Source organism: Streptomyces sp. H39-C1, assembly GCF_027158125.1.
In the GTDB taxonomy this organism is placed as follows: domain Bacteria; phylum Actinomycetota; class Actinomycetes; order Streptomycetales; family Streptomycetaceae; genus Actinacidiphila; species Actinacidiphila fildesensis.
This window is the reverse complement of the sequence record NZ_JAPVLS010000038.1, coordinates 11,966-25,270: the sequence shown is the minus strand read 5'-3', so window position 1 is coordinate 25,270 and position 13,305 is coordinate 11,966. Positions and strand designations below refer to the sequence as shown.

Annotated in this window: 9 protein-coding genes and 1 pseudogene; 6 read left to right on the top strand and 4 right to left on the bottom strand. The window is 71.1% G+C overall.

Features of this window, described 5'->3' with window-relative positions; genetic code table 11:
• Nucleotides 1-58: 58 nt before the first annotated feature.
• Nucleotides 59-3,748 carry a SpoIIE family protein phosphatase gene (locus tag O3W51_RS24320; RefSeq protein ID WP_269287334.1) on the bottom strand — a complete coding sequence of 1,230 codons (3,690 nt, stop codon included), beginning with the start codon at nucleotides 3,746-3,748 and terminating at the stop codon, nucleotides 59-61.
• Between the two features lie 423 nt (nucleotides 3,749-4,171).
• Here O3W51_RS24320 and O3W51_RS24315 point away from each other — a divergent pair, with 423 nt between their 5' ends.
• Together O3W51_RS24315 and O3W51_RS24310 are read left to right on the top strand one after the other, a co-directional pair.
• Nucleotides 4,172-4,972, top strand: coding sequence for a hypothetical protein (locus O3W51_RS24315; protein WP_138351778.1), 801 nt, complete (start codon nucleotides 4,172-4,174; stop codon nucleotides 4,970-4,972).
• A gap of 126 nt (nucleotides 4,973-5,098) precedes the next feature.
• Nucleotides 5,099-7,885: a protein kinase domain-containing protein gene (locus O3W51_RS24310; protein WP_187144693.1), complete on the top strand. Its 2,787-nt coding sequence runs from the start codon at nucleotides 5,099-5,101 to the stop codon at nucleotides 7,883-7,885.
• Between the two features lie 102 nt (nucleotides 7,886-7,987).
• On the opposite strand, the gene O3W51_RS24305 is transcribed toward O3W51_RS24310, so the two are convergent.
• Complete coding sequence (locus O3W51_RS24305) at nucleotides 7,988-8,443, bottom strand: DoxX family protein (protein WP_138351776.1); 456 nt, start codon at nucleotides 8,441-8,443, stop codon at nucleotides 7,988-7,990.
• Between the two features lie 105 nt (nucleotides 8,444-8,548).
• Entirely contained in the window at nucleotides 8,549-9,340 is a 792-nt protein-coding gene (locus O3W51_RS24300; protein ID WP_138351775.1) for an SDR family NAD(P)-dependent oxidoreductase, read from the bottom strand.
• Between the two features lie 63 nt (nucleotides 9,341-9,403).
• On the opposite strand from O3W51_RS24300, the pseudogene O3W51_RS24295 reads away from it, so the two are divergent.
• Both O3W51_RS24295 and O3W51_RS24290 read left to right on the top strand, forming a co-directional pair.
• Nucleotides 9,404-9,707 (top strand): annotated as a pseudogene (locus tag O3W51_RS24295) (amidase family protein); the annotation flags it as partial.
• Between the two features lie 128 nt (nucleotides 9,708-9,835).
• The gene (locus O3W51_RS24290) at nucleotides 9,836-10,405 is read left to right on the top strand and encodes a TetR/AcrR family transcriptional regulator (protein ID WP_138351773.1); all 570 of its coding nucleotides are present in this window, start codon (nucleotides 9,836-9,838) and stop codon (nucleotides 10,403-10,405) included.
• Between the two features lie 138 nt (nucleotides 10,406-10,543).
• Here O3W51_RS24290 and eno read toward each other — a convergent pair whose 3' ends face one another.
• A complete protein-coding gene (eno, locus tag O3W51_RS24285) occupies nucleotides 10,544-11,851 on the bottom strand; it encodes a phosphopyruvate hydratase (protein WP_269287332.1) in 1,308 nt (435 codons plus the stop codon).
• Between the two features lie 163 nt (nucleotides 11,852-12,014).
• Here eno and O3W51_RS24280 point away from each other — a divergent pair, with 163 nt between their 5' ends.
• Together O3W51_RS24280 and O3W51_RS24275 are read left to right on the top strand one after the other, a co-directional pair.
• On the top strand, nucleotides 12,015-12,437 hold the full coding sequence (locus O3W51_RS24280; RefSeq protein ID WP_138351771.1) for a MarR family winged helix-turn-helix transcriptional regulator: 423 nt from the start codon (nucleotides 12,015-12,017) through the stop codon (nucleotides 12,435-12,437).
• A 115-nt stretch (nucleotides 12,438-12,552) separates the two neighbouring features.
• Complete coding sequence (locus O3W51_RS24275; RefSeq protein ID WP_138351770.1) at nucleotides 12,553-13,176, top strand: hypothetical protein; 624 nt, start codon at nucleotides 12,553-12,555, stop codon at nucleotides 13,174-13,176.
• Nucleotides 13,177-13,305: the final 129 nt, after the last annotated feature.

Sequence of the window (13,305 nt, the reverse complement as noted above, 5' to 3'; positions counted from 1 at the left end):
CAGGTCGTCGATCTCGGGGTCCGCAGCCTTTCACCACAGCGTTCCGCGGCGGCCGAGGTCAGGGTCCGCCTGGGGTGAAGGTGCCGAGGGGCAATTCCAACTCGATCCAGACCACCTTGCCGTGGCGGGTGGCGCGGCTGCCCCAGCGGTGGGCGAGTTCATTGACCAGGTGCATACCGCGGCCGCCCTCGTCCTCCTCGGAGACGCGGCGCACCCGGGGTACCTGGTTGTCGGTGTCGGCCACTTCGAGCGTGAGGACCCGGTCGCGGAAGAGCCGTAGCTCGGTGGGCATTCCGGTGTGCAGCAGGGCGTTGCTGACGAGCTCACTGACCAGCAGTTCGGCGACCTCGCTGAGCGACTGCAGCCCCCAGGAGCACAGCCTCGCCCGGGTGAACCTCCGGGCCTCGCCCACCACGGCCATGTCGCCGGACAGCGGCAGCATGGCGATCCAGTCGTCACGTACCGGCATTGCCCGCGCCATGATGATGGCGATGTCATCCTCGCTGTCCTTGGCCGACAGCGCGTCGAGCACGGCGTCGCAGCTGGCCTCCAGGGACGGTCCGCGGTTGGCCACGGCCTGCGAGAGCAGCAGCATCCCCTCGTCGAGGTCCCGGTCGCGCCGTTCGATCAGTCCGTCGGTGTAGAGCACCAGAACACCGTCCTCGGGGAGGGTGATCTCCACGTTCTCGAAGGCAACGCCGCCGACACCGAGCGGGACGCCGGGGGGCAGGTCGATCAGCCGCGTGGACCCGTTCGGGTCCTGCACCACGGGTGGCGGATGTCCGGCGCAGGCGATGATGCAGCTGCGGTCGACGGGATCGAACACCGCGCACACACAGGTCGTGAACTGCCCGTCCCCGATCGCCGACGCCGTCTCGTCCAGGCGCCGGAGCACCCGGTCCGGGGACATGTCCAAGGTGATCAGCGTGCGGGCCGCGGTGCGCAGCTGGCCCATGGTGGCGGCGGCGCGGATGCCGTGGCCCATCACGTCGCCGACGATCAGGGCGACCCGTCCACACGACAGCGGCACGACGTCGAACCAGTCGCCGCCGACCTCGCTGACGACGCTGCTCGGCAGGTAGCGGTAGGCGATCTCCAGGCCCGGTGTGAGGTGGACCTCCTGCGGCAGCAGGCTGCGCTGGAGGGTGAGCACGGTGTCGCGTTCACGCCGGTAGAGGCGCGCGTTGTCGATGCAGACCGCGGCGCGGGCCGCCAGCTCTTCGGCGAGCGCGACATCGGCCACCGTGAAGGGCTCCGGATTGCGCATCCGGATGAACTCGGCCCCGCCGAGCACCACACCGCGGGCGGGCAGCGGCACCATCAGATACGAGTGGACGCCCGCGTCGAGGCCCGGCTGGACGCGGTCGGGGTGCGCCACGATCCGGCGCAGGGCGGCCTCGTCCACCTGCGCCACCAGGATGGACCGGCCGGTGCGCAGGCTCTCGGCGTAGAGCTTGGCCGACCGGGAGGTCCCGCCGACCTCGTCGGCCGCCCCGATCATGCCCGACTCGTTGACCTCGCCGACCGCGACAGCACGCAGCAGAACCCTTCCGTCGGTCGGTGACGTCGTCTGGTCGCCCTCCTGGTCCCCGCCCTGGACGACCGATTCCAGCAGGTCGACCGTGGCGAAGTCCGCGAACCGCGGGATCACCAGCTCCACCAGTTCTTCCGCGGTCCGCTGCAGGTCGAGTGTGGTCCCGATCCGGGAGCTGGCGTCGTTGAGCAGTGCCAGCCGCTCCTGCGCGGCGTGGGCCTCCTCCAGCGCCTGCTGGCGGGCCTTGGACGCGTCCCGCTCACGGGTGTAGAGCAGGGCGTTGTCGATCGAAACCGCGGCACGGGCCGCCAGCTCTCCGGCGAGTGCCAGATCTTCCTCGTCGTAGGGCCGGTCGGTGATGGTCCGGTAGAACGAGACCACTCCGACCACCGCGTCGCGTGCGATCAGCGGAACCACCATGAAACTGCGGAGACCCTGCTCGCGCGACGCGGCGTTCCTGATCGGATCCTCGGCGAACCAGCTCAGCCCCTCTTCGTCCATCCGGGGTACCAGCACGGGCCGACGGTGCGCCAGGCTCCAGGCGTACGGCGTGGTGGGATGGAACCGGTGGACGTCGCCGACCGGGGCCACCGGCACCATCCCCGCACCGTCGGTGGTGTGGAAGGCCAGGCGGCGCAGGAGCGCCGACCGGTCGGGCGGGCCGGGGACCTCCTCGCCGCGCAGCAGAGCGTCCACGACCTCGACCACGACCGTGTCGGCGAGCGTCGGAGTGGCGACCTCGGCCAGTTCGCGCGCTGTCTGCGTCAGGTCCAGCGTGGTGCCGATGCGGGCGGACGCCGCATTGATCAGCGCGAGCCGCTCACGGGCCGCGTTGGCCTGGCGCAGCGCCTGTTGCCGGGACTCCCCGGTCTCGTGCTCCCGCCGGTAGAGCAGGGCGTTGTCGACGGCCACCGCGGCCCGGGAGGTCAGCTCGTCACCCAGCGTGACATCGTCCTCGCCGAACGCCTCCATGCCGCCGCGCCGCGAGTACACGACCATGCCCAGTACGGCCCCGCGCACGACCAGCGGAGTCACCCGCACCGTCCGGGACACCCGGGTCTGGTAGGCGTGGACCCGTTCGGCGGCCTCAACCGGGGCGAGCGGGGGGAGATCCACCGAGGGCACGATGACCGTCCGGTGCGTCGCCATCGCCTCGGCGTACGGCGAATCCCGCGGCACCCGGTGGACCGCGTCGACCGGCAGGTCCCGTACCGGATAGCCGGGGTCGGAGCTGGCGATCGCGAGGCGGCGGACCTGCTCCGCCCCGTCGGGTGCCGAGGAATCCGCGTTCTGCCCGGTGATCAGGCGCTCGAGGACGAAGACGCCGCTCACATCGGCCAGCCGGGGGACCATGGTGTCGGCGAGTTCCTGCGCGGTCCGTCCCAGATCGAGTGTGGTGCCGATCCGAGACGTGGCGTCGACGAGCACTTCGAGCCGTTCACGCGCTGTGGCGGCCCGCGACTCGGCCTGGAAGCGCTCGGTGACCTCGATGATCGTGGAGCTCACCCCGAGGATCCGACCGGTCCGTTCCTCCAGCCGGAAGTAGGAGGCCGACCAGGCACGTTCCTTCGAGGGGTCCGCGGGCGTGATGCCGTGGGACCGGGCGTCCACGACCGGTTCGCCGGTCTCCAGCACCTGCCGCATCACCGCCTCGATCTCCTCCCCGTTGAGCCCCGGCAGCACCTCGGTCAGGCGCCGGCCCAGATGCTGATCCGCGGGCAGGCCGTTGATCCGGGCGAGGGCGTCGTTGAGCCGTACGAAGCGCAGGTCGGTGTCGTAGACGGCCATGCCGACGGGTGACTGCGTGAAGAAACTGTCGAGGACGGCCAGGTCGGACTCGATGCGGCGGATCTCCCTGACGTCCGATGCCACGGCGAGGACGAGGGGACGGCCGGACTCGGTCGGGATGGGATGGGTACGGAACTCCAGGTTCACCGAGTGGCCGTCACGGTGCTTCACGGGGAAGACCCCGGACCACGCCTCGCCGCCCAGAATGCCGGCGAAGAGGTCCATGACGCGCGGCTGCTGTTCCACGTCCACGAGCAGGTGGGAGGCGAAGGCGCCGACGGCCTCCTCGGCTGTGTAGCCGAGCAGCACCTCGGCGTCGGCGCTCCAGTGAATGATGCGTCCGTCGTCCTGGATCAGCGCTGTGGCGATGGGAATGAACAGCAGGCCGCGTGACAGCGCCTCGCCGCCCGCCGCGTCGCGTCCCACGTCCGCACCAGTCGTCGGCCCGTCCATTTGCCTCTCGATTGCATGGTCAGGAGACCGCCCGGAGGTCATTTTTCCGCTCTGCCATCTTCCCACGTCCGCCGCCGCTCGCTCGCGGAAGAGCGAAGACTGCTCCTGGCTGTGCCTTTCACCCCGGTGGGTCATGCGTGTCCGGATCGCCGCTGGTCAGCCAGGTGATTCTGCGAGTGGGGGGCGAGGCGGCGCGGGTGCCGTCCGGGCCGACCGACGCGGTGGGTCCTGGGGGTGTCGTGTCGGGCGCCCTGGCGTGGCTGAGGTTCACGTTGCCCGGATTCAGCAACGACGGGTGACGTCTCATTGCCGGTCGCTGTCCTTACCTCCTTGATCACGGCGGGAAGAGAGTGAGGTCCAGCGGATTTCGGCGGGCAACGGTGGGGGAGTCGAGCGATGACCACGATGAGGATCGGCGCTGAGCGGGCGGCGGGCGGATCGCCGTCGTCCCGACGGGGGGCCGGCCGGAACCGGCTGGTGGGTGCGGCGCTGATCGTGTTGTCCCTGGTATCGGCACTGACCTGCGCTTTCGTCTTCACCAGCTGGCTGCCCACCGACGGTGCCCTGTATCGGGAGTACCGGGCGGCCGAGGTGTGTTCCGTGCGCACGGTGATACCGGCGTCGGAGGACTGTCTGCGGGAGCTGAGCTTCACCGTCGAGGGCACCCACAAGACCGCCAAGAACATGCGGGCGACCCTCCTCGGCCCACGGCCCTTCGGGAGGGTGGTGGTGTCGTTCAGTGACTCGGGGCCGACGCTGAGTGGGCTTCAGAAGGGGGACCGGGTCACGGCAACTGTCTGGCGCGGCGTGGTGGTCATGGTCGCCGAGGGGGACGCCCGGCAGCATTCCGCCGACGCGCCTCGCGACGAGCCGCAGATGACAGCCGCCGTCGGCACGTTCGCGGGGCTGCTGGCGGCGTTGGCATTCATGTTCGGTGCGATGCATCTGGTCCGCCCGCGTGATCCCGGACTGTTCACCTGGCGCCCGTACGGCAAGTGGCTGCTCATCGTCACCGGGGCGACCTGCGTCGTCGTGGGTCTGGGCACCGTGTGGACGGGCCTGCCGTGGCTGCTCGTGCCCACGGTCTGCGGGGTGGTCGTCGCCGGTACGGCATGGCTCCTCCACCGAGACCTGCGGCTCGGACGCGCGAACGCGGCAAGCCGGCCCGCCCAACACCTGTCGAGGCAGGCGCAGTGAACAGGAACGGATCGGCGACCCACCCCCGCTCACTCTTGAGGAACGGTACTTTGCCGTGTACCGGCTCTTCATCCGGCCTGCCGGCAGGCCGGGATGTCGGCCGACCGACAGCTCCGGGGGGTCTGTATGCGGTGGATCGGCAAGCGGCGGAACGGCACACCGGAGTCCGGTGATCCGGCGGCCGAGGTGCTCGCGCGGCTGCGGGAGGGCAGTGCCTCGGCCGAGCAGGACGGCCGGGAGGGCAGGCCGGGCAAGGCGGTGAAGCGGTATCGCGAACTGGTCGTTCGTGCGACGGCCGCGCCCGGGCCCGACGACCCCGCCACTCTGGCCATGCGGCACCAACTCGCCCACTGGACAGGTGAGTCGGGCGACGCGGAGGGCGCGGTGCGGCTGTTCGCGCAGCTCCTCTCCGACCGCGAGCGGCTGCAGGGATCCAGGCATCAGGACACCGGACTGGCCCGCCACCAGCTCGCCCACTGGCACGGCCGGGCAGGGCGAGCCGACGAAGCCGTACGCCGTTACGAGGAGTTGCAACGTTCGGCCGAGCAGGAGGGCCGTACCGAGGCCGCGCTCAACCTGCTCTGCGACATGGGCCACTGGCAGCAGCAGGCCGGCGACAACGCCGCCGCGCTGCGCACCTACACCCGGATGCTGAAGACTGCCGAGAACGAGCTCGGCGGTCGGCACGCACTCACCGGTATCGCCCGCCAGCGCTATGCGGAACTCGCCGGCGGGCTGCCCTTCGGCCACGAGCGAGGGCACGACAGTCTGCAGGACCTGGTCGCGGCGGCCGCGGAGGTCGAGCGGAGCGGCGACCTTTCGCGGGCGAGCCGCATGTACGGCCAAATCGCCGATAAATGCGCGCAGTTGTACGGCGCGGGCAGCGACCGGAGACTCGGAGCTCTGGTCTCGCAGGCGAAGGCGGCCATGCGGACGGAGGACCTGGACGAAGCCGTCGTCTGTTTCGGGCGCGTGCTCGCGTGCATGGAGCTGCGAGGAGAGGGCCCGGGCTCACCCGAGTACGACGTGCTGTCCGAGCAACGGGACGGACTCGCCCGGTCCACCCGGGAGACAACGCTCCACATCGGTGACACGGCGGGAACCCTGCTGGCCAGGCAGGTGGAAGCGGCACCCGCCACGGCCTTCGGGCTGCTGGCCCGGGAGAACCGCGCCCGGCACCTCACTCGGGTCTTCCCGGTCAGCGACGGAACCGATGATCCGCAACCGCACAAGGTGAGCATCGAGCAGTGGCTCGGCGTGATCCAGCGCCTGGCCGACCAGGGGTGCGAGGCCCGATCCTTCTACTTCGCCCGCGCGGACCGTCGACCGACTCCCGAGGAGATCGCCCTGTGCGCGCGGCTGGGGCTGCTCGGCGTCTACGTCTCCAACGAGGGTGCCGGCAATGTGAACGTGGAGGCGTACTCCTTCCGTGGGGGCACACCCCAAGTGGTGTCGATCGTCGTGGTGGACGAGGAGCAGGCGGCGCCGGAACCCGCGCCGGCCCGCGGCCCGGGCGGTGCCACGGCCGTCCATGCCGAAGCCGAGGCACTGGGGGAGTGGCGGCAGGTGGGGCGGGCCACGTCCGCGCGGACAGCGGAGGATCCGGCGGCCTTCGGTTCCTACGAGGTCCTGGAGCGCGTCGGGGAGGGCGGGTTCGGCCGCGTCTACCTCTGCCAGGATCCCGACGGCGTCATGGTGGCGGTCAAGACCCTGCACGCGGAGTACGCGGCCGACTCCTCGATCCGGGAGGGGTTCACGCACGAGGTGCAAGCGGCCCGTCGAGTCAGTGGCCGGTTCACCGTGCCGGTGATCGCAGCCGACACGAGCGGCGGGACCCCCTGGATGGCGGTGCCGTTCGTGGCCGCACCTTCGCTGCAGGAGGTGGCCGAGCGGTGCGGCGCCCTGGATGCCGCCACCGTCCGGGGTATCGGTGCGGGCATTGCCACCGCGCTCACTGCCATCCACGCCGAGGGCATCGTGCATCTCGACCTCAAGCCCGCGAACGTGCTGCTGACCGAGGACGGCCCCCGCGTCATCGACTTCGGCATCGCGCAGATCGAGCGGCTGACCGAGCCCCGGAGCGGCTTCGCCGGGACGTACGCCTACGCCTCGCCGGAACAGATACGGGAGCACGAGCAGTTCACCCCGGCCAGCGACGTGTTCTCCCTCGGCACGCTCCTCGCCCGCCTCGCCCTGGGGCGCCTTCCCTGGGGCAGGAAGGTCCTCGCCGTGATGACCAACATCTGCGACGGCACGCCCGACCTGGCGGGTCTGCCGGCCGAACTGGAGGAAGTGGTGCGGTCGTGCCTCCAGACCGATCCGGCCCGGCGGCCGACCCCCGCCGCGGTCGCTGCGGCCCTCGCGGCAGGCTCGGCGGGGGCACCTCTCGGACCGGAGGTGGAACGGTTCGCCCCGCCGCCCCTGCCCGCCGAGGCGACCACCATCATCCGGGAGCACGCGACCCTCCCGGCCACCCGCCACTTCGAGACGCTCGTCCACACCCGGGTCGCGAGGCCGGACGACACCACGGTCGCGGCACGGCCGACGATGGGCGGCGACACCAGTGACACGCCGCGCGAGGACCGCACTCCCGACACCGCGGCTCAGGACCTCGAAGCCCAGGTCCTCGCCTGGGAACGCGAAGGCGGCTCGAAGCCGACCGGGCAAGTACGCCGGGAATGCGGCGCCTTCGCCGCGGAGGCGCGCTCCCGGCTGGGCGAGGATCACCCCCTGGCCCTGCGCCTCAAGGTCTCCCACGCCATGCTCGGCTACGACGGGACGGACGGGACGGACGGGACTGCGTACGCCGAACGCGTCGTGGACGAGGCCGCCGTACGTCTCGGCGACGGCCATCCCACGGTCCGGGACGCCCGTACGCTGCTGGCGGCGCTGAGGTCCGCACCGCCGGGCTGAGTTCTCCCTGCGGCATCCTGGGAATCCGGGCATGGCCGGACGCCCGCCGGGGGCGTGGCCCCGGCGGGCGCCGGCTGCTGGAGCGGTTGCGTGCCGGGGTGTTCACGCCCGGTGGCGGACCAACTGGAGCAGTTCCGCGTTGTGGTGGCGGCGGGCCCAGGCGATGAGGGCGAAGGGGATGATCAGGATCAGTGGTGTGGCCGCGTAGTGGCCGTCCAGCGCCGTCACGTTGGTGATGAACGCACCGATCATCAGGCCGATGAAGGCGGTCGCGGCAATGCCGGACAGAACCGGGATCAGCAGGGCGATCCCGCCGGCCACCTCAAGGCTGCCGACGAAGTACATGTACCAGTCGCCGAAGCCGATTTTGTCGAAGCTCTCCGCGGCGGCGCTCGCCGCGAACAGCTTGGGCAGCCCGCTCGCGACGATGAAGAACAACGCGAGCACGACCTGCAGCGTACGAAGCGCGATGCGGGCCTTGCGGCCCGGAGCGGCGGCGGTGCGGGACGTGTCAGTGGCGGCGGTGGCGGTCGTGGTGGGCAGGGCTGCCTGGGACATCGTGATCTCCTTTGCGGGAAGCACCCGTTGTGCTTTCACGGAGGTAGACGGCACCGCCCCACCGAACTCATCGGCCGCGGTGAACTTTCGTGTGGGCGGCGCGTCTCAGCGTTTGTGGCGCTGGGCCTGGGTGATCTGCCCGATGAAGGACTCGAGCGCCGCCCTGCGCTGGACGGCGGCGCCGAGTGAGGGGAAGAGGCTGCCGATGGCGCTGCCCAGCCGCAGTTCGACCGGCGCGACGTTCACCTCGGCCCTGTCACGTTCGAGCGCACTGACAGCACCCGCCGCCACGCGTTCGGGCGTGACGGTACGAACCCCGGCGGGCGGTGTGGCACCGGTGTCGGCGAACATCCCCGCGCCGCGGACGAATCCCGGCTGCACGATGGACACGCCGACGCCCGTGGCGTGCAGGTCCTGCCGCAGGGCATGGGCGAATCCGCGCAGTCCGAACTTCGCGGCGCTGTAGAGCGAGGTGGCGGGGGACGAGGTCCGTCCCGAGATCGAGCCGATCATCAGGAGGTGACCGCGGCCGGCTGCCACCATGTGCGGCGCCAGCAGCCGGGAGAGCATCAGGGGTGCGCGCAGGTTCACCTCCAAGGACCGGTCGATCTCCGCTGGGGTGAAGTCGAGCAGGGCGCCACTGGCGGGCAGCGCGGCGTTGGCGACCAGGATGTCCACGGGACCTGCCTCCTCGGCCAGCCGCACGACCGCGTCGCGGTCGCTGAGATCCGCGACCAGCACCCGTGCGCCCAGGGACGCTTCGAGGCCCTTGAGCGATTCGGCGCGCCGGCCGGTGATCACCAGATGGGCGCCCTTGGCGGCCAGAGCCTTCGCCAGGGCATGGCCGATGCCGCCGCCGGCGCCGGTGAGGAGAACAGTCGATCCGTTGATGTCCATGGGGGCCATCCTCTCCTACTGTTCGTTCGAACGAACAGTAGGAGAGGATGAAGGGGCCCAACGATGGCCGATTCCGCACGCACGGGCCTGGCGGCGCAGAGCGCGGCCCTGCACGGCGGGCACATCTCGTCCCGGGTCCTCGTCGAAGAGTCTCTCGCACGCATCGAGGCGACCCAGCCGACCGTGAACGCGTTCCGCCGGGTACGCGCCACCGCTGCTCTGGCGGAAGCCGACGCGGCCGACCGCCGCCTCGCCGCCGGGCACCGTCTGCCCCTGCTCGGTGTCCCGATCGCCGTCAAGGACGACACCGACGTGGCGGGCGAGCCCACCGCTTTCGGCTGCGCCGGTGATTTCCCTGTCAAGAGGACGACCAGCGATGGTACGAGCGCTGGCCCGCTCCTCCCGGCGCCCGGCCGAACCCCCCGCACCTTCCCTCCAGCGGCGACACCGCGGCGGATGGCCTGACCAACGGGCCGGCCATGGGACGATGAGCACATGCCGAATCCCACCCCGACGCGTGAACGCATCGTCGAGGCCACGCTGCGGATCATCGGTCAGGACGGCGTCGCCGCGGTCACCAACCGCCGCATCGCCAAGGAGGCGGGCGTCTCCCTCGGCTCGATCACGTACCACTTCGCCACCCAGCACGACCTGCTGCGCGAGAGCCTGCGCTCCTTCGTCGACCAGGAGACCCGCCGCTTCACCGACCTCGCCGCACGTCACATCACCGACTGCGTCACCGCCGAACAGGCCGCCACCATCGTCGGCCAGGTGTCCGCGGACACCGCCTTCGACAGCGAGCACATCGCCCCCTTCGAGCTCTACATCCACGCCGGCCGTGACCCCCAGCTGCGCCCGGCGGCCGCAGAATGCTTCACCGCCTACGACCAGCTGGCCGCCTCCATCCTCGGCGGCCTCGGCGTACCGGACCCCGAACGCCTGGCCGGCCCCGTCGTCGCACTCGTCGTCGGCCTCCAACTGCGCCGTCTGGCCACCGGCTCGGCCTCCGACGACCTCGTCACCGCGCTGCTGCTGCTCACCGGTGGTTCCACGCCCGGCCCCTGAGCGCTCCCCGCCGATCACCTCACCGAGCGGATGGGAGCGGCGGCGAACCAGCAGTCAGGAAGACGTGTCTGTCCGGTCTCGCGAGCGGGCCCCCGATCCTGCTCGGGGGCCCGCGTGGTCCCTACCGCTGCCTGCTGTTCATGCCCGACGCAGTGCGGAGCGGCCCGCGAAGCGCGCCGAGTCGCCCAACTCCTCTTCGATCCGGATCAGTTGGTTGTACTTCGCCGTGCGGTCGGAGCGGGAGAGCGAGCCGGTCTTGATCTGACCGCAGCCGGTCGCCACCGCCAGGTCCGCGATGGTGGTGTCCTCCGTCTCGCCCGAGCGGTGCGACATGACGACCGTCCAGCCCGCCTGGTGGGCCGTGGCCACCGTGGCCAGCGCTTCGGTCAGGGTCCCGATCTGATTGACCTTGACCAGGACCGAGTTGCCCACGCCGGTGCGGATGCCCTCGCGCAGCAGTGTCTCGTTGGTGCAGAACACGTCGTCACCGGTGAGCTGGCAGCGGTCGCCGACGCGGGCGGTCAGCTCCCGCCAGCCGTCCAGGTCGTTCTCCGCCATCGGGTCCTCGACGGAGACGATCGGGTAGGCGTCGATGAGCTTGGCCAGGTAGTCGGCGTTCTCGGAGGGGGTTCGGCGCACTCCCTCGCCCGCGTAGTCGTACACCCCGTCGCGGAAGAACTCCGACGACGCCGGGTCCATGATCAGGCCGATGTCCGTGCCGGGGCGGTAGCCGGTGCGCTCGATGGCGGTCATCACGAAGTCGAGCGCCTCCTCAGCGGTACGCAGCGCGGGTGCGAAGCCACCCTCGTCGCCGACGCCCGTGGAGTGCCCGGCGGCCAGCAGATCACGGCGCAGGGTGTGGAAGATCTCGCTGCCCATGCGGACCGCTTCGGCGAAGGTTTCCGCGCCCACGGGCGCGATCATGAACTCCTGGAAATCCAGCGGATTGTCGGCGTGGGCGCCGCCGTTGACGATGTTCATCATCGGCAGCGGCAGGAGGTGAGCGCCGGCACCGCCGAGGTAGCGGTACAGGGGCCGGCGGTGAGCCGCCGCGGCGGCCTTGGCGGCGGCGAGGGAGACGCCGAGGATCGCGTTGGCGCCGAGCCGGGACTTCGGGGCGGTGCCGTCGAGGGCGACCAGCGCGGCGTCGAGACCCGCCTGGTCCGCCGCGTCCCGGCCGCGCACGGTCGCCGCGATCTCCCCGTTGACGTGGGCCACCGCGCGGTCGACGCCCTTGCCGTGCCAGCGCGCGGGGTCTCCGTCGCGCAGTTCCACGGCCTCCCGGGCACCGGTGGAGGCGCCGGAGGGGACCGCCGCGCGCCCCAGGGACCCGTCCGCCAGGACGACGTCGACCTCGACCGTGGGGTTGCCCCGGCTGTCGATGATCCGGCGGGCGGTGACGGTCTCGATGGCGGCGTTGACGGTCCCGGATGCCTGTGCGGACATGGGAGGTCCTTCCCGTTGTCGTGTGCCGTGGCCCCGGCTGCGACAGCGCTGGCGCTGAGCCCGACAACGCCAAACCATACAGCAATGCTGCCCAGTTTTGCTGTACAGCATTGCTGTGCAGGTCAGGTGCACAGCAATGCTGCCCAACGGGGTAAAGTGCCCTATGCCCACCTCGGAAGCCGCCGCCATCGCCGCAGAACTGCGCACCGCGATGGGGAAGCTCACCCGACGCGTCAAGCACGAGGACCGCATCCCGCTGGGTCAGGTCGCCGTGCTCGGCGCACTCGACCGCGACGGCGCCATGACCACCAGCGACCTCGCCGCCGATCAGCGTGTACGTCCCCAGTCGATGGCCCGTTCGGTGGGGCTGCTCATGGAGCAGGATCTGATCACCCGCCGGGCGCACCCCACGGACGGCCGCAAGTCGCTGGTCGAGCTGTCGGACGCGGGCCGGGCCGCGCTCGAAGCGGAGCGCGGCCGCAGGGTCGGTTGGCTCGCGCAGGCCATCGAGGCCGAACTCACGGATGAGGAGCAGACGTTGCTGGCACGGAGCGCCACCCTCCTGGAGCGGCTCGCCACCCGCTAGCGGAGTCATTCCGATGCCGTCAGCGGTCGTAGCCCGGCCATGCCGGGTGTCGCGCAGTGCCGCGACCCGGGCCGCCTGCGACACTCGCGGGTAGCGATGAACCCGAGGAGGCGGCATGACTGCTGACGCAGTGGCTCTGACCAGGCGATCCCTGCACGGCATCGCCGAGCTGGTACTGGCCGGGCCGCAGCACCGGGAGATCGGCCGCATCCGGCTGCGGATCGTCGGCGGCGGTTTCGGCACGATCGGCGAACCGGCGTTGCGTGTCGAGGGCGGCGACCTCGTCAGCGGAACGGCCCGCATCGCGCTGTCGGGCCAGACCTACGCGGCGCTCGCGGAAGCGGCGGGGATCGAGGCCGGCGCTCCGGAGGGGCTCTATCCGGACGGGTCCGGGGTGAAGCCGGACGAGGTGATCACGGTCGATCCGGAAGCCGGAGCCGAGATCCTCCGCGCGTTCGCCGCCGGGGACGAGGCGTTGCGCGGTTTCGCACCCGAGACCGAACCGGTGCTCTGGCCCGAACACTTCGACCTCGCCATCACTCTCGACGAGGTGAACTACGGGGTCTCACCCGGTGACGACCACCTGCCGGAGCCCTACGCCTACGTCGGGCCGCACCGGCCGCGCGAAGGCAAGTTCTGGAACGCCCCTTTCGGCGCCGCACGCGCGCTGCGGGAACTCGGCAACGCCGACGCGATCCAGGGGTTCTTCGAGGAAGGCAAGCGCCGCACGGATTCCTGACGGGCATCCCGATCGTGATCGCAGCCTCTTGGGCCGCTTTCCGGTGGCTGCTTCCCGGGCGTGCGGAAAAGAGGGTGAGAACGCCCCGCCGCGGCCCTGGAGGGCTGCGACGGGGCAGGACATCGGGGA